The organism is Vibrio agarilyticus (assembly GCF_012641465.1).
GTDB classification, from domain to species: domain Bacteria; phylum Pseudomonadota; class Gammaproteobacteria; order Enterobacterales; family Vibrionaceae; genus Vibrio; species Vibrio agarilyticus.
Window position 1 is genome coordinate 97,101 of the sequence record NZ_JABAIK010000011.1, and the last position, 20,790, is coordinate 117,890.

General features: G+C 50.0%; 23 protein-coding genes. 17 read left to right on the forward strand and 6 right to left on the reverse strand.

Annotated features, from left to right (window positions below; all coding sequences use genetic code 11):
• The first annotated feature begins 17 nt into the window (after nt 1-17).
• The 17 genes from fliQ (at nt 18) to HGP28_RS12555 (ending at nt 14,967) form a co-directional block, all read left to right on the forward strand.
• A complete protein-coding gene (gene fliQ, locus HGP28_RS12475) occupies nt 18-287 on the forward strand; it encodes a flagellar biosynthesis protein FliQ (RefSeq protein ID WP_168836799.1) in 270 nt (89 codons plus the stop codon).
• Nucleotides 287-1,063 (forward strand): flagellar biosynthetic protein FliR, encoded by a 777-nt coding sequence (gene fliR / locus HGP28_RS12480; RefSeq protein WP_168836800.1) that lies wholly within the window; start codon nt 287-289, stop codon nt 1,061-1,063. The genes fliQ and fliR overlap by 1 nt, the downstream gene beginning before the upstream one ends.
• On the forward strand, nt 1,060-2,184 hold the full coding sequence (gene flhB, locus HGP28_RS12485; RefSeq protein ID WP_168836801.1) for a flagellar biosynthesis protein FlhB: 1,125 nt from the start codon (nt 1,060-1,062) through the stop codon (nt 2,182-2,184). The genes fliR and flhB overlap by 4 nt, the downstream gene beginning before the upstream one ends.
• Before the next feature lie 26 nt (nt 2,185-2,210).
• Nucleotides 2,211-4,304 carry a flagellar biosynthesis protein FlhA gene (gene flhA / locus HGP28_RS12490; RefSeq protein ID WP_168836802.1) on the forward strand — a complete coding sequence of 698 codons (2,094 nt, stop codon included), beginning with the start codon at nt 2,211-2,213 and terminating at the stop codon, nt 4,302-4,304.
• Complete coding sequence (locus HGP28_RS12495; protein WP_246225700.1) at nt 4,297-5,097, forward strand: diguanylate phosphodiesterase; 801 nt, start codon at nt 4,297-4,299, stop codon at nt 5,095-5,097. Before flhA ends, HGP28_RS12495 begins: the two co-directional genes overlap by 8 nt.
• 169 nt (nt 5,098-5,266) lie before the next feature.
• Nucleotides 5,267-6,124, forward strand: coding sequence for a lateral flagellin LafA (lafA, locus tag HGP28_RS12500; RefSeq protein WP_168836803.1), 858 nt, complete (start codon nt 5,267-5,269; stop codon nt 6,122-6,124).
• A 57-nt stretch (nt 6,125-6,181) separates the two neighbouring features.
• Nucleotides 6,182-7,534 carry a 6-hydroxymethylpterin diphosphokinase MptE-like protein gene (locus tag HGP28_RS12505; protein WP_168836804.1) on the forward strand — a complete coding sequence of 451 codons (1,353 nt, stop codon included), beginning with the start codon at nt 6,182-6,184 and terminating at the stop codon, nt 7,532-7,534.
• Complete coding sequence (locus HGP28_RS12510) at nt 7,524-7,793, forward strand: hypothetical protein (RefSeq protein WP_168836805.1); 270 nt, start codon at nt 7,524-7,526, stop codon at nt 7,791-7,793. The genes HGP28_RS12505 and HGP28_RS12510 overlap by 11 nt, the downstream gene beginning before the upstream one ends.
• Nucleotides 7,794-8,114: 321 nt before the next feature.
• On the forward strand, nt 8,115-9,491 hold the full coding sequence (fliD, locus tag HGP28_RS12515; protein ID WP_168836806.1) for a flagellar filament capping protein FliD: 1,377 nt from the start codon (nt 8,115-8,117) through the stop codon (nt 9,489-9,491).
• 10 nt (nt 9,492-9,501) lie between these two features.
• Nucleotides 9,502-9,888: a flagellar export chaperone FliS gene (gene fliS, locus HGP28_RS12520; protein WP_168836807.1), complete on the forward strand. Its 387-nt coding sequence runs from the start codon at nt 9,502-9,504 to the stop codon at nt 9,886-9,888.
• Nucleotides 9,872-10,192 carry a hypothetical protein gene (locus HGP28_RS12525; protein ID WP_168836808.1) on the forward strand — a complete coding sequence of 107 codons (321 nt, stop codon included), beginning with the start codon at nt 9,872-9,874 and terminating at the stop codon, nt 10,190-10,192. Before fliS ends, HGP28_RS12525 begins: the two co-directional genes overlap by 17 nt.
• Nucleotides 10,186-11,289, forward strand: coding sequence for a flagellar hook-length control protein FliK (locus HGP28_RS12530; RefSeq protein ID WP_246225701.1), 1,104 nt, complete (start codon nt 10,186-10,188; stop codon nt 11,287-11,289). The genes HGP28_RS12525 and HGP28_RS12530 overlap by 7 nt, the downstream gene beginning before the upstream one ends.
• A 186-nt stretch (nt 11,290-11,475) precedes the next feature.
• Complete coding sequence (locus HGP28_RS12535) at nt 11,476-11,985, forward strand: flagellar basal body-associated FliL family protein (protein WP_168836809.1); 510 nt, start codon at nt 11,476-11,478, stop codon at nt 11,983-11,985.
• Nucleotides 11,986-11,995: 10 nt separating this feature from the next.
• Entirely contained in the window at nt 11,996-12,730 is a 735-nt protein-coding gene (locus HGP28_RS12540; protein WP_168836810.1) for a FliA/WhiG family RNA polymerase sigma factor, read from the forward strand.
• Between the two features lie 9 nt (nt 12,731-12,739).
• The gene (gene motA, locus HGP28_RS12545) at nt 12,740-13,597 is read left to right on the forward strand and encodes a flagellar motor stator protein MotA (protein ID WP_168836811.1); all 858 of its coding nucleotides are present in this window, start codon (nt 12,740-12,742) and stop codon (nt 13,595-13,597) included.
• Nucleotides 13,597-14,616, forward strand: coding sequence for a flagellar motor protein MotB (locus HGP28_RS12550; RefSeq protein ID WP_168836812.1), 1,020 nt, complete (start codon nt 13,597-13,599; stop codon nt 14,614-14,616). The genes motA and HGP28_RS12550 overlap by 1 nt, the downstream gene beginning before the upstream one ends.
• 69 nt (nt 14,617-14,685) lie before the next feature.
• Entirely contained in the window at nt 14,686-14,967 is a 282-nt protein-coding gene (locus HGP28_RS12555) for a hypothetical protein (protein ID WP_168836813.1), read from the forward strand.
• Between the two features lie 94 nt (nt 14,968-15,061).
• Here the strand turns inward: HGP28_RS12555 and HGP28_RS12560 are convergent, their stop codons facing one another.
• Genes HGP28_RS12560 through flgH form a run of 6 tightly spaced genes read right to left on the reverse strand, consistent with a single transcriptional unit; the run spans nt 15,062 to nt 20,790 of the window.
• Nucleotides 15,062-16,096 (reverse strand): flagellin, encoded by a 1,035-nt coding sequence (locus tag HGP28_RS12560; protein WP_168836814.1) that lies wholly within the window; start codon nt 16,094-16,096, stop codon nt 15,062-15,064.
• Between the two features lie 12 nt (nt 16,097-16,108).
• The gene (gene flgL / locus HGP28_RS12565) at nt 16,109-17,008 is read right to left on the reverse strand and encodes a flagellar hook-associated protein FlgL (protein ID WP_168836815.1); all 900 of its coding nucleotides are present in this window, start codon (nt 17,006-17,008) and stop codon (nt 16,109-16,111) included.
• 28 nt (nt 17,009-17,036) lie between these two features.
• Complete coding sequence (gene flgK, locus HGP28_RS12570) at nt 17,037-18,410, reverse strand: flagellar hook-associated protein FlgK (protein WP_168836816.1); 1,374 nt, start codon at nt 18,408-18,410, stop codon at nt 17,037-17,039.
• On the reverse strand, nt 18,411-18,995 hold the full coding sequence (locus HGP28_RS12575; protein WP_168836817.1) for a rod-binding protein: 585 nt from the start codon (nt 18,993-18,995) through the stop codon (nt 18,411-18,413).
• On the reverse strand, nt 18,995-20,089 hold the full coding sequence (locus HGP28_RS12580) for a flagellar basal body P-ring protein FlgI (protein ID WP_211091988.1): 1,095 nt from the start codon (nt 20,087-20,089) through the stop codon (nt 18,995-18,997). The genes HGP28_RS12575 and HGP28_RS12580 overlap by 1 nt, the downstream gene beginning before the upstream one ends.
• Before the next feature lie 20 nt (nt 20,090-20,109).
• A complete protein-coding gene (flgH, locus tag HGP28_RS12585; protein WP_246225702.1) occupies nt 20,110-20,790 on the reverse strand; it encodes a flagellar basal body L-ring protein FlgH in 681 nt (226 codons plus the stop codon).

Here is a 20,790-nt window from a genome sequence, read left to right on the forward strand (position 1 = left end):
GAGTTGAGGAATGCAACATGACACCCGAATTGGTCGTCAATCTACTGAGCAATGCCATTTGGCTGATCATTCTAATGGTGGGTGTCATTGTGGTGCCGGGGCTGATCGTGGGCTTGGTTATCGCGGTCTTTCAAGCCGCAACCCAAATCAATGAACAGACTCTAAGCTTTCTGCCAAAATTGCTCGTCAGTTTGCTAATGGTCATTTTTGCTGGGCACTGGATGCTACGCAAGCTTATCGATTTGTTTGACTACCTGTTTCACAACATACCAGGAATGATTGGTTAATGCAGATCACATTTGCCGAGCTGTCGACCCTGTTAGGGCAGTTCTGGTGGCCTTTTTTTCGCCTCGGCGCGGCAATGATGTTCATGCCATTTTTTGGCGATGGTTTGGTGCCAATGTGGTTACGTGCGCTGCTCACCCTCTCACTGGTGGTGATCACCGCGCCGTTAATGCCCGCGATGCCCGCCGTGGAGCTGTTTTCACTCAGTGCGCTATTTTTGGCTTTTGAACAAGCCCTTTGGGGGCTGTTTTTTGGTCTCATTTTGCATCTGTTTTTTGCGGTATTTACGTTATTGGGGCAAATTTTATCGCTGCAGATGGGCCTTGCGATGGCAATCATGAACGATCCGGTAAACGGCAATTCAGAGGCGGTTCTTGCGCGAATTTTCATGGTGTTTTGCACCTTGCTGTTTCTCGCAATTGATGGTCATTTGGTGGTCATCGATATTCTTATTCAAAGTTTTACCATTTGGCCGGTCGGGTCAGGACTAAGTGATTGGTCATTACACAAGGTGGTGGCACTTTTCAGTTGGCTATTTACTGCGGCGCTTGGGCTGGCATTACCGGCCATCATCGCCATGCTGTTAGCCAACATCAGCTTTGGTGTGATGAATCGCGCCGCGCCGTCACTGAACATTTACGCGCTCGGTTTTCCCATGACGATGCTGCTCGGCCTTTTTGCCACCTTGCTCACCATCACGGGTGTGCCAGAGCGGTACACTGCGTTGGTTCATGAGCTGTTGTCGCATTTTAATCAATATATGGTGGGTCACCCATGAGTGATTCTTCACAAGATAAAACCGAACAGCCCTCGTCGCAGAAAATACGCAAAGCGCGCAACGAAGGCCAAATACCTCGAGCCAAAGATTTTACAACATCGGTCATTTTTCTTGCTGTATTGAGCTACTTTTACGCCAAAATCACCGATATATGGCAAGCCCTATTAGGCATTTTTCGTTACAACATGAGCATCACCCGCGAATCGCTCGCCGATCCTTGGCTGGCGATTGAGCAGGTTGGCCACAGTTTGGGCATCGTGATTGATCTGCTGTTACCCATGTTTATCATCATCGGCGTTGCGGCGATATTGAGCACCATGATGGTGGGAGGCTGGCTATTTCGCCCGGCCAGTGCGCTACCCGATTTGACCAAGCTCAGTCCACTCAAAGGGATAAAACGCCTATTTTCCACGCGTTCACTGGCCGAGCTGGTGAAATCGAGTTTAAAGGTCATGGTGATTTTTGCGCTCTTGTATCTGTTTTTGACCAGCCGCTCACAGCCACTGCTTGGCATGCAAAACTTGCCCTTTGAACAAGGGGTCGTTGAAGTGCTACGACTGCTATTTGAAGGCTTACTGCTGATGGGCATTGCGCTTTTGCTGTTTGGGGTTATCGACATTCCTTATCAATTGTGGGAGCACAAGAAAGGGCTGCGCATGACCAAGCAAGAGCTCAAAGAAGAGTTCAAAAACAACGAAGGTCGGCCCGAAGTCAAACAGCGTATTCGCCAGATACAGCAGCAATTTGCGCGTCGCCGTATTGATAAGGCAGTGCCAAGCGCCGATGTGGTGATTGTCAACCCAACCCACTATGCGGTTGCGCTCAAATACGACACTCAGTTGTCTGATGCGCCGTTTGTGGTCGCCAAAGGCATTGATGAAACCGCGATGCACATTCAGCGTATTGCGCGTGAAAATTCAGTTGAAATTGTTCATGCGCCGCCGTTAACACGTTCGATTTATTACACCACGGCGATTGAGCAAGCCATTCCAAGCCAGCTCTACATCGCGGTGGCGCACATTCTTAATTATGTATTGCAAATCAAGGCGTTTCGTCATGGTCGCGGGGATAAGCCCCTGCCGTTACCAAGCTTTGCCATTCCGAAAAACTTACAACACTAACTCGATGTCATTGAAGGGTTTCTCATATGCTTAACCAGCTAAAACAGTTTCAACAGTCAGCCAAGGGCCGTTTAGCGATCCCAACCGTGCTGCTTATGCTGCTGGCGATGGTCATTTTGCCACTGCCCCCTCTGCTGCTGGATGCGCTGTTTACCTTTAACATTGTTTTGGCCATTTTGGTGTTGCTCGTCAGCACCACCGCCAAACGCCCGCTCGATTTCTCGATTTTTCCGACCATATTGCTCATCGCAACACTCTTGCGATTGGCGCTAAACGTTGCATCAACGCGTATTGTCTTGTTAGAAGGTCATAACGGTGGCGATGCCGCCGGTAAAGTCATTCAAGCGTTTGGTGAAGTGGTCATCGGCGGTAACTACGTCATCGGTATGGTGGTGTTTGTCATTTTGATGATCATTAACTTTGTGGTGATCACCAAAGGTGGCGAGCGGATCTCCGAGGTTTCAGCACGCTTTACGCTGGACGCGTTGCCTGGCAAACAGATGGCTATCGACGCTGACCTTAACGCTGGCCTGATTGATCAAGACACCGCGCGCCTGCGACGCAAAGACGTTGCCAATGAAGCCGACTTCCACGGCTCGATGGACGGTGCGTCTAAATTCGTGCGTGGCGATGCCATCGCGGGCATGTTGATTCTGTTTATTAACTTACTTGGCGGTATCAGCATCGGCGTTTTTGACCACGGTATGAGTGGCACCGAAGCGATGCGCACTTACGCGCTACTCACCATTGGTGACGGTTTGGTCGCGCAGATCCCATCTCTGTTATTGGCGACCGCGGCGGCGATTATCGTCACTCGAATCAACGACTCCGATAACGACATGTCCGAAACCATGCGTAAGCAGCTGCTTGCGACGCCAACGACCCTCTACACGGTTGCGGGGATCATGGTGGTGATGGGCAGCGTGCCTGGCATGCCTCATTTGGCCTTTTTTACCTTTGCTGCGGTGATCGCATTTACCGGTTGGCGTCAAAGTAAAACGCCAGAAAAAACCGATTCACTGGATGAAGTGGCCAGCATTAGCCAAGCGATGCAACGAGAAGAAGAGGCGCCACTTGGGTGGGAAGATATTCCGCATGTTCACACTCTTTCTCTTGCGATCGGTTATCGTCTCGTCCACCTGGTCAACAAAGATCAAGGCGCGCCGCTGACGCAACGTATTCGCGGTGTACGGCGTAACTTGTCCGAACAAATTGGCTTTTTGCTGCCTGAAGTGCGCATTCGTGACAACTTAAGCCTCAAGCCCAATCAATACACCATCTCTCTCAACGGCGAAGTGGTTGAACAAGGCGTTATTGAGCCTGACCGCCTTATGGCGATTGCCGTTGGGGAGACCTACGGCGAAATCGACGGTATTTTAGGAAGCGATCCCGCCTACCAACTGCCTGCGGTGTGGATTGAACACAAAAACAAAGCTAAGGCGCTGAATATGGGCTATCAGGTGGTCGATGATGGCACTGTGATTGCCACCCACCTGAGCAAAGTGATGAAGTCGCATTTGGCGGACTTGTTTACTCACGATGATGTTGAAGCCATGCACCAGCGTCTCACACAGCAAGCCCCCAAACTGGCACAAGCGTTAAGCGCGGCGTTGACCCCGGCGCAGCAGTTGAAAGTTTATCGCCAGCTTTTGGTCGACCAAGTGCCGCTACGCGACATTCGCACCATCGCCAACACCATGCTCGAGTCTTCCGACAACAGCAAAGACGCGATTTTAATTGCCGCCGATGTCCGCTGCACGCTGCGTCGCACCCTGTTTAACCTCATCGCCGGTCAGAAAAATGACTTGAGTGTCTATACCCTCTCTGATGAATTAGAGAAAATCCTGCTGACCTCGCTGCAACAAGCGCAAGCCAGTGGTCCTGTGATGCTCGACAGTTTTCCGATTGAACCGACAATATTAGGCCAATTTCAACAGAACTTGCCTTTGGTGCGACAGCAATTAAAACAACAAGGTCTGGTGCCAATTTTATTGGTCATGCCGCAGCTACGACCATTAATCGCACGATATGCGCGAACATTCACTCAAGGATTGGCCGTCTTGTCGTACAATGAAGTCCCAGAAAATAAACAAATTAATGTGGTAGGTAACCTTGGCTAACAATTCAATGCTTTTAGCGCAGCGACATGGGCTGCGCGCCTTGGTGCGCAAATATGCGCAATCCGATGAAGATAAGGCGCTTTATGAAGCCTTATCTCACAACGATGTTCAGCATGTTGCGCAAGCCATTCGTCAAACCAAAAGTGGTGAGGTGGAGTTTCAGCATCTCACGTTGCGCTGTGGTGAACGCAGTGAGCAAAGTGTCCATCAGCTTGAGCTATCAACCGAATTTAAATACGCCCTTGACCTATTCAGTCTCTATTTGGCGCTGCGCTACTGCCGTTTTCAGCTCGATACCTATCACCCAGAGCTGGTCAATAAGGTGGTTCTTCCGCTTAATATTGACGCGCTGACTTGGGCACCGGGTAATCGCGTGTTACAACAGATGATTCGAGCCGATGCCGAAGCATTTGCCTACATCATACCGTCACTGATACTGGGTGAGGCTCCTGAGGCGTCTGCGGCCAATGCTAACGTGATAGCGACCTTGCGCGCTTATGTCGAAACACTTTGCTATGATATTCACCTTCCTTTTCAAGCCATGACGTTTTTGCAGAGCCATCAGCCGGACATGCTCAAAATATCGCTTTCGATTGATGATCAAACGCAGCGCGCCGCCTTACTGCCACTGATGCGCTTTTTACGCTCTCATCCGTTGCCATGGATTGCCGGACGCGTCACCTCGCAAAAAGAGTTGAATCAATATTCAGCGCTGGGCTCGAGTTACTACTTTGGCTATTTCAGCGATTTACCGACATCCATCTCATTTCGCAGTTTTGAAACCTATACCTAAGAATAAAAAGCGCCTTGAGGATGGAAGAGACATCACAAAAGAGAGCATAAAACGACCAAACGAAAAAAAAATGTCTTTTTCCTATTAATAACCGCCTGAGTCTGTCCGCCTATTGAAATTGAACGGGGCAACCCGAAGCCTGACCGACAGTTAACCAAGGAGACTTACGATGGCTTTATCAATGCACACGAACTACGCGTCACTTGTGACTCAAAACACAATCAACCAAACAAGTGGCCTACTAAATACTGCGATGGAGCGTCTAAGCACCGGTTACCGCATCAACTCAGCGGCAGATGACGCTGCAGGCCTACAAATCGCAAACCGCCTTGACGCGCAAAGCCGCGGCATGAGCGTAGCAATGCGTAACGCGCAAGACGGCATCTCTATGATGCAAAGCGCAGAAGGCGCGATGGACGAAATGACCAACATCGTTTATCGCATGAAAGATTTGGCGCTTCAAGCATCAAACGACACCGCATCAACTGCAGATCGTACAGCGATGAACGAAGAATACACACAGCTTGGAGCTGAACTACGAAACATTGTTGATTCAACCAGCTTCGGCGGTAAAAAACTCTTGGCAGCTGGCGATGGATTCTCTGGTGACGTAAATATTCAAATCGGTACTAACGCAGGCGATCAGCTCACCATTGATGTTGCATCAGCTATTAGCGCCATGACAAGTGCACTTACCGCGAGTGCTTTAGGTTCTATCGCTACTGGAGGCGGCGCAAGTGCGGCCTTAGCTGCATTAACTGGAACGAGCGGTGATGGTGGCCTATTGGCTAACATCGGTGCTGCGCGCTCAGAACTCGGTGCAAACATCAACCGCCTTGAACACACTATCACCAACCTTGGCAACATGTCTGAAAATACCCAAGCGGCAAAAGGCCGTATCATGGATGCAGACTTTGCCGTTGAGTCATCAAACATGACCAAAAACCAAATGCTGATGCAAGCGGGTACCACGGTACTGTCGCAAACCAACCAGCTACCAAGCATGGCAATGTCGCTACTACGCTAATCCATGCCAAACTAACCCCATCACTCGATGGGGTTCTTTTTATACTCACGGTACGTTATGACCCCGATTTATCAATCCAATTTTGAACTGATTACCGCGCGCTGGCCTAGCGTTGCTGACGCGATTGATGCCGCTGACATTACCCCGCTCAACTTTGAAGTGATACAAGAGCGCGCCGCAACGTTAAAAGTCAACGGCATTCAGCTCTCTAGCACCTTTGACCCGATTGAAGAAGCCTTTGAACATCGCAGTTTAACCTCAGGAAATGATTACCATATTTGGGGGCTGGGTCTTGGGCATCTGCCCGCACTACTGACACAAGACCGCCACTGCCAAAGCATTGCGATTTATCTCTACAACCTACCACTAGTAAAACTGGTCTTATCGCTAGTGCCGCTTGATTGGTTGAATGATGATCGAGTTACATTACGCTTGGTTGATGAAAAAAACAGCAACATCAATAAAATGACCGCGGCACTGACTTACCAGGGTTCGGTGATCCTTCCAAGTGATAAATTCATTTCAAAACAGACGCATCAGTGGCTGTTTTTCCGCATGGAAAACACTCTCACCATGCAGCATGTGCATCGCAATCAACTTGATGATGAAGATAAATTTATTCTTCGCGAACAAGAAAATACACCATTATTGAAAAAGCTGCCCTCCATCGATCGCTTTTTACAGTACCGCGTTGATGATGCCATCTGTATTGGCGCGGGCCCATCACTTGGTGAGCACATTGAAGAACTCAAAGCAGTATATCTGTCGCCCAATCGCCCACGTTTGATTGCTGCGGCGACCGCATGCAAATGCCTATTAGAAAATGGCATCAAGCCGGATGTGGTCTACGCGATTGATTTTGCGATTCCTACATCCTATATACCATTTCATATTGCCGCCAATACCATTTTAATCGCGGCCAGTCGTTTACCTCATGATCACATTAAATTGTGGCATGGCGAAAAATATTATCTGCATCTGGCGGATGAAACTTACGACCGATTTAATAAGCAGCTACCGACTCAGTTTCGTCCTTATGTTTATGGCTCGGTGATCCACCCGATGATCCACACCACTTTGATGCAAGGCGCAAAACGCATTGGCCTTATTGGCTGTGATTTTGGTTTTCCGAATGAAATTATCCATGCCTCTATGGAAAACGATGCGAATGATCATAATAGCGCGATGGGTGTTTGGACCGAAAACGGCCATGGTGAGCTGATAAAAAGCTCGCCAACTTACCGCATGTTCGCCACCGGGGTCGAAACAATCATTGCTTACGCACCCAACACTGAGTTTTATAACTGGAGCCGTATGGGGTCAAAAATTCTTGGTGCGCGTTATCGGGATGAGCTGACAAATCAGGCCCCAAATCACGACAACTTAGTGGAGCAAGCCAATGCAAACTGATTCTCTTGCCACGCTATTTCGCCAAGCCGCGACCGTGTACAGCTATGGTGACCACATCACCGGTGACATGTTATTGGTGCGATGTATCGCTTTGTACAGCAAACTTTATGAAGTGCAACATCAGCAGCAGACGGTGCTCGAACAGCTCGCGGAGATCCGCACCGCTCGTGAAGCGTTTGATTTTTCACGTCTTGCTGACATCCTGCGCTACCAAATTCTGCCAGCGCTTGCGGTGAATGACGATCCAAGCCCGTATTAATGGCGTGATCTTCGTACCATCCCTTTGCTTTAGCGCCTGTTTTCAGGCGCTTTTCATTTTCCTGCCTTTAACTTTCCTGCACTTTGCGTCGCATTATATCGGTGTATTCGAACCACTTGATGTTAGAAGCCAATCGCTCGCCAACGTTCATCAATGAACCGGGCATCCCATTAAGGAATACGGAAACGCCGCCTTGGGAAGCATCATTTCCGCTATTGGCATGTTTTTGCATCAATTAACTGATAAATAACAACTTTTTTTGTGGAGCGTTTTTTGCAAGATTCTCCGCTAGCAGGTTACGCACGCAACAGGAGCTGAGCCGTGAGTTCACTAGACCCGATTACTATGGCCACCCAATTGGCCACCTATGATGTCCAACCATTTCAATTACGTTATCAGAGTCAATCGGACAGCTATCAAGCCAAAATTAATGCGCTTAGCAAAGTCGAGTCCGCGATGCGCGCGTTTCGTACCGCAGTGACGGAGATGAACAGTTACGGCAACAACATCATCAAAAACAGCGCAACGACCTCAGAAGACGGGTTCTTTACTGCGGACACCGATGGCAAGGCGCTGGGCGGTAGCTATCAGATTTTTGTTGAGCAAGTGGCCACGGCGCATCAAATGTCGACGGGAATGCCAGCCGATCTCACCGCCTCAACCGAAATTCCAACCACGGGTGAGCTCAAATTAACGATCGGCGCTGACGAAAACGGCAACGGTGGTGAAGAGATGGTGATTGATCTCAGCAAGGTTGACGAAAATGGCGACGGCAAAGCCACCATCGCAGAACTTGCCACCACAATTAATAATGACAGCACCAACCCAGGCGTGAATGCGACGTTGGTTCGCTCTAATGGCCAAACCCATTTCATGTTATCCAGTACCGAAACTGGAACGGATAATGCCATCACAGTCACCGCGACCGCGACCGGCGCCAATGCCAATTGGTTTAACAACGCGTTTGCTGAAGGACAGACCTCTGATATTAGCAAGCCGCAAGATGCGGTGATTTGGGTGGGTGCCAAAGACACCGGCCTTAGATTGGAAAACGCCAGCAATACCTTTGAAGGCGTGATTGATGGCGTTGATATCACGGTCAGCAAAGCGCAAGCCGCCGATGAAGCGCCCATTAGCCTCACCATTGGTCCAGATAGCGAAGCGACCAAAGAGCAGCTAACCAAGTTCATTGACGCCTACAACTCGCTCATATCAACGTTTGACGAGTACACCAAAGTCGGGGGTGGCGAAGACGGTACCGAACGCGGCGTGCTCGCAGGGGACGCCACTTTACGCACGATTGAGAGTCAAATGAGCAACATTTTACGCTCACAATTTGATGGCATGATGTTAACGGAAGTGGGCCTGTCGATTGATAAAAACGGCAAATTAGCCCTCGATGAAGACAAATTTAATGAGGCACAAAAAACCAACGGTGCGGCGCTAGAAAACCTCTTCAATGGTGATGGCAATCTGCTCGACTCGCTCGATGACATGATGGAGCCTTACCTCAAAACGGGCTCAGGTCTATTGGGTACGCGCAAAGATTCGCTACAAAGCAACATTGACCGTATCGACGACAAACTGGCTCAGTTGGATCGTAAATACGACATGTCTTACGACCGCTATCTCAAACAATTTACGGCCATGAACCAAATCATGACCCAGATGAACCAAACCATGTCGATGTTTGGTTAGGAGTTCTTTTATGTTTTTAGAATCCGGTTATGACTCGTACCAACAAGTCGACCTAGACGCTCAAGCCGCTGCGGCATCCCCTCATCAATTGGTGGTGATGTTGATTGATGGCTTGCTCAATGAACTTGAGCGCACACGTGGCCATATGAGTGCCGGCCGACTGGAGCAAAAAGGCACCAGTATCGCCAAATCGATGAATATTTTGATTGGCTTAGACAGCGCGCTCGATCAAGAACATGGCGGCGAAGTGGCTGAAAATCTTCACCAATTGTACGATTTTTGCCAAATGGAGCTTTATCAAGCCAGTCTTGCCAATGACGTTGACAAATTAACCAATGTTGAGCGGGTCATGAGCAACATTCGCGAAGGATGGATGAATTTTGGTCAGCAACCCTAATCCATTACAGCCTCTCATCGTGAGACTCAGCCGCGAGATTGAACTTGCGGCGACGGCGAAGCAGTGGTCGACGTTGAAAACGCTGGATGGTCACGTGCGAAAATTACTCACGCAGCACCCGCAGTGTCTTAACGATGTCGCGTTACGCCAAGATATCGCGACATTGCGTGCCACACTGCAACGCGCGCAGCAGCAATTGGCTGCCGCCCTTAGCACCATGAAACTTGAACTTGAAGCTCGCCAAAGTCAGCAAGAGCGAGCAAAGGCTTATCAAATGACAGATAGTATGGAGTCACTATGGTGATGCCGACCTTGACGCTTCAATCTGCGGCGCAGCCTCGCACGAAAGAATCCACACTGACAATATCGACCAATGAGCATGACAGTAAGGAAAGCCTCGGTTTTGGTGAAGCGTCATCACAACTTCAGTCAACGGCAGAAAATCATCAAGACGTCACGTTATCAAACGGATTAAACCTAGAACAGGGGATTCCTTTCGAGGAGACGTCTGAGAACTTACTCGGGTTTGCTACCGCTGGCATGTCAGCGCTGCCGTCATTGCAAAACGCCAATGCGATTGATGCCTTAGTAAAAAGCCCCTCGGATTTAGCACGAGCCGCTTCGACGTTGGATGCATTGACCACCCAGTTCGGTGCAAACCCAGCGCTTCGTGGCGCAGATAGCATTACTCAAAAAGATCTGATCGCACGTGGACTCAATCCAACCATGTCCCAAATGGTAAAGCCGGGTGACGCGACATTGATGCCGTTAACACCAATGCACCGTGATTCGGCGCCACGTCAACAAGGGGGAGAAAATACACTTTCTCACTTAACCAACCTAACCCAAGCGATAGCGCTTACGAGCCCACAGTCAAGTGATGCTGCCATGCCACAAAGCCTGATTCGCGGATGGGCCGATGGGGTCAATTCGCCTCAGAGCACAATAGATAGCGCTCTGACACGCCCCGTTGAATGGGCACCGGTTAAAGTGGATAGCAACGCAGGTCGTTGGGGCGAACAAATGCTGCAAGCGCTGCACGATAAAGTGAGCCTTCAAGCACAGCAAAACCTGCAAGAGGCACGCATTCGTTTGGATCCGCCCGATTTGGGTAAGCTGGATTTAATTGTGCGAGTGGAAGGAGACCGTCTTAACGTGCAATTAAATGCCAACGTGGCGGCCACAAGAGAAGCACTGGCTCAAGTGTCGGAGCGACTGCGCAGTGAATTGCAATCAGAGCACTTTGTCCATGTGGATGTCAATGTCGGTGGTGAGCGTGACTCTTCACAACAATCGCCATCACAACAGACCGCGCAGCACATTCACACCGCTCGTGAACTCGACGATGACGCCATCTACACCGATATCACCTCAGAGCACTGGCTCAACATACAGGCTTGAGATGCAAAGCAGAACAGAGATATACCCAAACAACGTGAAGATACAGGTAGGCGGCAAACGAACAAAGCCTCTGAGCACTTCGTGAACATAGATAAACTATGTGATGAGGTTTGTCAGAGCCAGCCAATAACGCTGCAACTTCAAGTAGAAAGAGATAAGTCATAACTTTTTAGTAAGGTATCACCGATGACAAAAAAACAATTGGTTGGTTTCACTGCAATCGTACTGCTGTGCAGTGCACTCATTTCCGTCGGCACCATGATGGCTGGCGTGTGGTACTTAAAGCAGACTCAGCAAACGCCAAGCAATGTGGACGCAAACCAAGCATCTTGGTTTGATGTTAGTGCGCTATTCGGCAGCAAAAGTAACGAGCAGCACACTGGCCCACATTTCCATCCATTGGAGAAAGTCGTGCTCTCCATCAAAGGGGATAAACAGACGCACTTTGTGATGCTTGAATTGGCGGTGGAAACTCGCAGCCCTGAACGCATCGAATCACTCGATAACTACATGCCCAAGGTACAAAACGCACTGCTACGCCTATTTGCCGACAAACATTATCGTCAACTGCAGCAGCAAGGGGCGGTTGAAGAGCTGCAGCAAGAGGTTAAAAACACCTTACTTGGGGTGTTTGAACGTACAACATTCGCCAACGATATTGACGATGTTCTGCTAACAAAATACGTCGTGCAGTAAAGGAGCGGCTATGATGGATATGGCTTTTCACGCTGGCTACAGCGAGGCTGAAGTCGCACCACAGCGGGGCGAGCCTATCAATGAGCAGCAACTGCTGCAACAGCATCAAATTTTGGTCAAGCGAATTGTGAATCAGCTGCGCGTCCATGCCACCACCCATTGCAGTATTGAAGATATGCAGCAAATTGGGCTGATTGGTTTGATCGAAGCCGGGCGTCGCTACGGCAATATCGATGATCCACAGTTCCCAGCATTTGCTGTCTGTCGCATTCGTGGGGCGATTTTGGATGAACTGCGCCGCCTCGACTGGCGCTCACGCAAAACCCGCCAAGAGGCTCATCAGCTCAATGATGTGACGCGCGATCTCACTCGCGCTCTTGGACGTACCCCCACCGATGGTGAGCTGATCCGCGCATTAGGCACCACAGAGCAAGACTACTACGCCAGACTCAATGCTTCACTGGCGGGGGAAATGCAAAGTTTGGATCAGCTGATTGAAAGCGGTACCGAGCCGGACTCTGCGATTGATGATGACGCGAGCGGCCTATCACACGACGAGCTGCGAATGAGCTTAGAGAGTGCATTGCATCATCTCAACCAACGCGACCAACTGCTGCTGACCCTGTTTTATCAACACGAGTTGAATTTACACGAAATTGCGCTGGTGCTCGATTTAACGCCGGCACGGATCTGCCAATTGCACAAGCAAGCGCTCAAACAACTCAACCTTTACCTCACCTCTTAGGAATCACTCATGCAAAAATTACTTGGCCTCTTCATTATTCTCGGCGGCGTGTTTGGTGGGTATATGATGGCGGGTGGTAAACTCGGCGCGATTTGGCAACCCGCTGAATTTATCATCATCATCGGCGCTGCTGTCGGTTCGCTGATCATTGGCAACCCCTCCCATGTTCTCAAAGAAATGCGCTCTCAACTGCGCGGCGTGATGCGCAAACCGCAAAACGAACGCGAGTTTTATCTTGAATTGATGGCTCTATTGCAATCGCTCCTTGAAGCCATTCGCAACGGCGGCTTCAAAACGCTAGACGCACATATTGAAAACCCGAGCGAAAGTGCGATTTTTAGCCGATATCCCCTCGTTGCACAAGATTATCGCCTAGTGGCCTTCATTTCTGACAATTTGCGCTTAATGGCAATGGGACAAATGTCGCCTCATGAATTAGAAGGGCTGCTCGAGCAAGAAATTGACGCTATCGAAACCGATTTGCTACTCCCCTCTCGCTCGTTGCAACGCACAGCAGAGGCACTGCCAGGTTTTGGTATTCTTGCGGCGGTCGGTGGCATCATCATCACAATGAGCGCGATCGATGGCTCGATTGCCATGATTGGTTATCATGTTGCTGCCGCACTGGTTGGCACCTTCTTGGGGATTTTTGGCTGCTACTGCGTCCTTGACCCTGCAAGTAACGCCATGTCGCAGCGTGTGAAACGCGATATGTCAGCTTATGAATGCGTGCGTGCGACATTGGTCGCTTACGTTGCAAAAAAACCGACACTGCTTGCTATCGATGCTGGTCGTAAACACATTCAGTTAGACATTAAGCCCACCTTTAACCAAATGGAGCAATGGCTGACTGAACAGGAGGGATAATGCAAAAACAAGAACACGTGGTTTTCAAGCGTGCTAAATCTAAATCGCACGATGAACACCATGGCGGCGCCTGGAAAGTGGCTTTTGCAGATTTCATGATCGCACTCATGGCGCTCTTTTTGGTGCTTTGGGTGTTGCAAGTGGTCGACAAAGAAGAGCGCAAAGCCATCATGGCAAACCTGCACAGCGCCAGCGTGTTTGACAAAAGTTTTGGCACTCCTTTTGATGCCTCAAGTAGCATTACTCCGATTGACTTGGCTGCCGACTCCTCGGTGCCAAGTCAAAGCCCAACCACTCATATTGTGAGCGCGTTTTATCAAGGCAATGGCAGTGGCACCGAGACCGACTCACTCATTTTGGGTCGCTTTGAAACGCAAGAGCAACTTGCGGCGCTGGCTAAAATTGTCGAAGAGATGGCTAAGCAAATCAATGCACAAGGCAATGTCGACGTGACTGTCACGCCACAAGGCTTACGTATTGTGCTGCAAGATGACTACAAGCAGCACATGTTTCACCGCGGTGGGGCCGAACTTACCCCATTTTTTGAAGATCTGTTGCTCGCATTGGCGCCCGTATTCAGCCAAATTGAAAACCCACTGATCATCAGCGGCCACACTGATGCCACACAATATAAACAAGCGTTTAGCACCAAATCCAACTGGGAGCTGTCGGTCAATCGCGCCAATCAAGCTCGCCAGACACTGGTCGCCGGTAGCATGCCAGAGTCACGCGTGCTGCAAGTCAGTGGTATGTCGGATCGCGCGCTGCTCAATCACGCCGATCCCGAATCATCGGAAAACCGACGGATTGAGCTGTTTGTGCTGACAACGCCTGCCGCTGACATCATCAGTTCACTGTTTGGCCAAAATGACCACAGTGAGCTCGAGAAGGCAAAAGAGACAGCAACCTTCAACCAGCCCGTCTATCGGCAACGCATTCACCACAAACTACCAACTGATTCAGACAGCGCGCCACCGAGCGTGGCGATCGAAACGACGCCTGTCGAACGCGCAATGTAATCACGCTTTGCGTGAACAATACCGCATTCGCGCGGTATCAACTGTTTTCTTGGCTTGTCGTGAGTGCCCATGTCTAAAGTAACCCGTGCCCACCCAGACTTAATCAAAAAATGCCTACTCTGGTTGGTCGTTGTCGACTATCCATTATTAGGCCTGTTTCTGTTGCTGCTGCCGGATCTGCACCTCAGCGGCGGCACCCTAATCAGCGCGCTATTGCTGATCTACAATCTGCTGCTCAGCGTTATCTGCTTTCATCGTACCGCGCAGCAAGATACCTACATTATCTACCCGATTTTATCGGCAACCTTGCTTGCGTTTGTCTGCTTTCTCTATTATTTCTTCTTGGTTTAGCCGTATTACGCGCAGCGCCAGCGCACAAAAAAGCGCGTTAATCCACGCGCTTTTTATCTGTCATATAAAGTAGTTAATCACGCTTGGCGTGAGCTTATTTTAGCAGCGCGACCACGCTGTGCCGTTTGACATTCGCCTGCGCATTGAGAGCGCGAAACGCGAAACTGAACTGTTCTGAATTTGTCTGCCACTGCTCAAGTTGCTGATTGACCGAATCCGGTGTTAAACGCGAGGAAGCAAGGCCAGTCATTTCCTGATTCAAGGATTGCTGAAACTGACGCGCGTCATACAAGCTGGTGTGCACTTGTTGTAAGTGCTTGTTGAGCTTACCAATCGACTGCTTGATGCCATCGCGATGGCTTAAATCAAAATTAAGCTCCGCAATACCTTCAGGATCGGGTTTTAACAGCAAAGTGTTGGGTTGGCCGGCAGGAAAACGATGCCCTTGTCCCGTCACCTGCACTTTTTGCTGCATTTGACGATAAGCGCTCTCTTGCGCTTCAAACAAAATCGCCCCATCCTCACCTAAACTGGCGCGCATGCCCATCGGGATCAAGCTGCGGTCCAGCATTTTCAGCGTTTTCATTCCATCGGATTGACCATCAAATTGGATCATGACCGATTGTCCTTGAGGAAAATCAAGACGGATCTGCTCGGCGCGTTCACTTAAACGATGAATATTAAGACCGGGCACAGCAAAGCGGCGAATATCAGCGGTATCAAGCTTAACGCGAAGTTCGTTGTCGACCACTCGCTTGCCTTCATAACGAGCCTGTTGCAGCGTCTGTTCAATCGTCTGCTTGCCCTTACCGAGCTGCTCTTTAAGCTGAGGCATTTGGGCGACGCCCACCGACAATGCCTGACTCAGTTGCGATTTCATTTTACTGAGTTCTTTACCCACTTGTTGCAACGATTGCGCAGCAATTTGGACTGAGGTGGCATGCTGCTGACCTTGCGCCAAACGCATGGTCGTCACAGAATACGCCGACATAGTGTCGGCGTGTTGTGCGCGCGGTTTTAGCGCAACAATGGGACTCGAGTTCGACGAGCGTGACGGCGCGATAGCCGTCTGCTCATGACTGGCTAAGCGCAGCCCCTGAGCACGAACTTCGACTGTGCTCATTACCATAACACGGGTCCTTTAAATGCGATCAAAGAGGCTAAGATCATTGATTTTCACGTAGCTTGCTTGGGTTGCTTGTAGCGCAGCTAAATAGTTACTCAAACGTACCGACGCCTCGCCGTAGTCGAGCGCTGAAATATCACTATTCACTTTATCAACAAAAAGTTTGTTTTCGCTGTGGGTACTGGCCATCTGCTCAAGGTTATTAATTCGACCACCAATTTCGGTCATCGCGCCAAGAACATTACTGCTGGTGCCATCAATCGCCGACAATGTCGCGGCAACTTGATTGTCAAAATCTGTCGTCGGGTTCTTAAACTCCGCGATCATGCTGTCAATTTGATTCAGCACGTTATCGCCGCCGCCCAAATCCATCAGCTCTGACGCCGTCATATTTGACTCCATTGTGACCCCTTTCGAAATCACCACCACGCGTTTGTCCGAGTTGCCTTCAATCACATAAGAGCCTGAGGCATTATTGATCGCAGGCGCGCCAGAGTTGGTGCCCGAAAACAGATAATGGCCCTCTTCGTCTTGCGCGTTCATTGACGCGGCAATCGAATCACGCATCACTTCAAGCTCAGCAATCATGCCTTGACGATCGTCGTCCGTCAAAGTGCCATTTGAGCCCCACAACACCAGCTCACGCATACTGACTAGGGTTTCATTGATGGAGTCCAGATGCACTTCTTGGCTCGATAATGTGGTATTCAAATTCGCAATATTGGTTTGATACTGGCCAATCGCTGCGCTTTCTCGCTCGAGATTCAATAGCTTAATTGAGGCCATTGGATCATCCGATAACTTTGTCAGACGATCGCCTGTCGACATTTGCTGCAATACGGTTCCCAAACCGGCGTTATTGACCTGCAAGCTCGACAGCATCATTTGGCTAAATTGGTTGTCGCTAATTCGCATTATTACTCCAAAAAATCACTTAATCAGATCAAAACAGTTGCAGTACGGAATCAAACAGCTCATTCGCCGTACTGATCACTTTCATATTGGCATTGTGGGCGTTGGCAAACACCATCAAATTACCCGCCTCTTCATCGCTACTCACCGCACTCAGATTGTTTCTTTGTGTAATGGCGTCTTTATTCATTGCACTATTGGCTTCAAAATCTGCCGCAGCCTGACGCGATTTGATCGCAACATCACCGACCATAGAGGTAAATGCATCGTTGAGCGAAACATTGCCATAACCGGTGATCGCCATTGGTTTATTGCTCAATTCGATCAACGCCTTAAGCACATCGCTATTGCCTTCATTGCCATCACTGGAGAACGCCAAATCATCGGCCGTTACATCGGTAATGGTTAAGCTGTTGGCGGGATTTGATGGGTCGTAGGTAAACAATGGCGCGCCGGGGTTGCCATTCAAATCAATGCCAGTGGCAAGCACTGCATTCACCTCGTCAGCGAGCCCTTTGGCCATATCGTTTATCGCCACTTGGTTGGGTTTGAGCACTTCCGTCTGGTATTGGCTGATTGCGCCCAAGCCACCACCAACATTACTGCTGACGGCAAAACTTTGCGGACCAAACTCAACATGAATATCGGCCATATAGGCATCATTCGAATGAGTAACGGCTTTCAATTGTCCGGCCTCACCGCCCATTACCAATGGCTGACCACTGGCGAGTGTCACTTGCAATGAGCCATCAGGTTGCTCAGTGGTTCGAATATCGACCACCATGGCCAACTCACCAATCAAGGCATCTCGCGTATCAAGCAGCTGCGCCGCGCTTCCGCCGGTGCCTTGCACCGCCATTAGCTGACTATTGATATCGGCAATATTGCTCAGCAAGCTATTGCCGTGAGCAATCGAGGCGTTGCGCTGATCGTGCATGTCTTTATGCTGACTATGCATTGCATCGTTTAACGCGTTGAAACGACGCGCTAACGCTTCGGCTTCATTGATCACTTGCTGACGCAGAGGTTGGGATTCTGGCTTGGTTGTTGCCTCATTTAGCGCCGCAAACAGAGAATCAAGACCTGACGACAAATTCAAACCATCGGCACTGAGCGTATTTTCTAACTGACTCATGCTGGTGTGAAAACTGGAAGCAAACGCTGCACTACTGTTGGTTGACCAGACCTGCTTCACCACAAAACCATCGGTAATGCGTCGAATGCTGGTCACTTCCACACCCATCCCGGCGCTGAGTGAGTTACCCACAGAACCGGCCACTGATGCCATCACGGCCTGCTGACGACTGTAACCTGGGGTGTTTATGTTGGCGACGTTTTGAGCTGTCACGTTCAGGGCGACGCTGTTAGCGTTCAGTCCCGACATCGCAATATTTATCAAGCTCATTTACAGCTCCTGTGGGCGTAGTAGTGATTGCGCGAAGGCGCTGCTGGTGGCAACACTGTTGCATGGTTGATTTAACGAGGCGACCAAATGATTCGAAAGATTAATCGTCGACGCCATCCCTGCGCTAGCACTCAAGGCAACTTGTGATCTGGCTTCCAGTTCTGCACTGAGGGTTGCTTCGTTCGCCGCCACAAGCGGCACGGCATCAATCTTGTTCTGTGGACGGGCGTGCAAGGTTTCGTTAAACGCCTCACCCAATGGACGTGGTGACAATTGCCGCACCAGCATATCGGCAATGCCAGCTTGCTGATTTTGGGCCATTTCAATTGCCAACTGGCCATCGTGCATATCGCGAAACACGCCAAACTGCTGACTTGAAAAAGGGCTGTCTTCATCCGCTAAGGCATCGCTACTGGCGCGCATTTGTCTCAGCACCAACTGCAAAAACATGGCTTCAAATTGGCCCGCCACCTGCTCAAGCGCACCTTGCTCATCGCGACTGTGTTTGATTTTTCCAAGCGCACTGTTGTCGTGGTAAAGCACACTGTTCCATTGCGCCGTCTCTTTCATGCCATCAAAATTCATTAAATCACCACCAGCTCTGCGTCCAAGGCCCCTGCTTCATGCAATGCTTGCAAAATTGACATTAAATCGATTGGCGTTGCGCCTAAGCTATTGACCGCATTCACTATGGTACTGAGGTTGGTTCCCGCAGGCCAAATCACCATTTGCGCTTCCCCTTGATCCACGTCGATTGCGGTTTGGTCAACCGTCACCGTCTCGCCATCGCCAAACGGATTGGGTTGGCTGACTTGCTGACTCTCGGCAATCGTCACTGTGAGACTGCCATGACTGACCGCCGCTTCACCGACTTGCACGTTTTGGCCAATAACAATGGTTCCCGTGCGCGAGTTAAACACCACTCGCGCCGGTTTTCGACCTTGCTCAACACTCATTTCCTCAAGCATCGAAAGCATGATAACGCGCTGCTGAGTATCTAAAGGCGCTCGCATTTCAACTCGCGCGTTGTTGATTGCAATCGCCACGTCTGGGCCAAAAGTATCATTGATTTCACGCGCAATATTTTTCGCGGTAGTAAAGCTAGCTTTGCGCAAGTTTAGAGTGATTTTATCTTTGTCGTTAAAATCCGATGGGATCTCACGTTCCATCGTCGCGCCATTCGGAATGCGGCCCGAGGTGGGCGTATTCACGGTGGTTTTTGAGCCGCTACGACCTTCGGCAGTCATGCCACCAACAACCACGTTGCCTTGAGCCACCGCGTAGACTTCACCATCAATCCCGCGCAGCGGCGTTAACAATAAGGTGCCACCACGTAAACTTTTCGCATCGCCAATTGATGACACAACGATATCGATTTGTTGGCCAGGCGCGGCATGCGGATCAACCACCGCCGTCACGCTCACCGAAGCGACGTTCTTTAATTTTGGATCGGCGTTTGCGTCCAGCTGCAAGCCAAACTGGCGCAGCATGTTAGTAATCGATTGTGAGGTAAATTTGACTTGGTTTTTATCACCCTGACCATCAAGCCCCACCACCAAGCCATAACCGACCAATTGGTTCTGGCGAATGCCTTGAATATCCACCAAGTCCATGATCGGTGTCGTTGCATTGGCTAACGCAACTGGACTGAGACTGATGCTCAGCACCATCGCGGCCATCACCTTACGAATAAAACTCATCAAAATGGCATCCATGGTGAATTGAAAAACTGAGTCAGCCAGCCTGACGCGTTGCTATCAGCCAACGCACCTCGGCCAGCATAGGTGATTTTGGCATCGCCAATTCGCAGCGAGGAGACTTCGTTATTGCGATTTATATCATCAACACGAACGATGCCCGTTAAGCGAATAAATTCATCGCCTTGATTGAGGCGAAGCCATTTTTCACCACTGATGCGCAGTACGCCGTTTGGCATCACTTCATGCACGGTGACCGTGATCGCGCCTTGCAGTTTGTTGCCTTGCGAGCTTGAAGCGCTGCCATCAAAGTTACGATCGGCGTCAATCGACACTCCCGCATCCACGGTATGCGAGCCAAAAACAGGGGCCAGAAATGCGACGCCCGCATTTTTGTTGTAACTGGTATCCGCCTTTTTGCTCGATTCGGTCTCTTCCGATAACATCACGGTCAGTACATCGCCAACACGATACGCGCGTCGGTCTTGAAACAGCGTCATTTCGTACTGGTGACGATACAAACTGCCGTCCTTAGCCTCTGGCAGTGAATAATCAAGAGGCGGCGGGGCAAACTCCACACTTTGTGGTTTCGGTGGCGCAAACTCTTGCCGTCCAGCGCAACCACTCAGTAGAAGTAGCGGTAACAGCCAATAGAGCGCAGTACCGTTTTTGTTCATCACCAT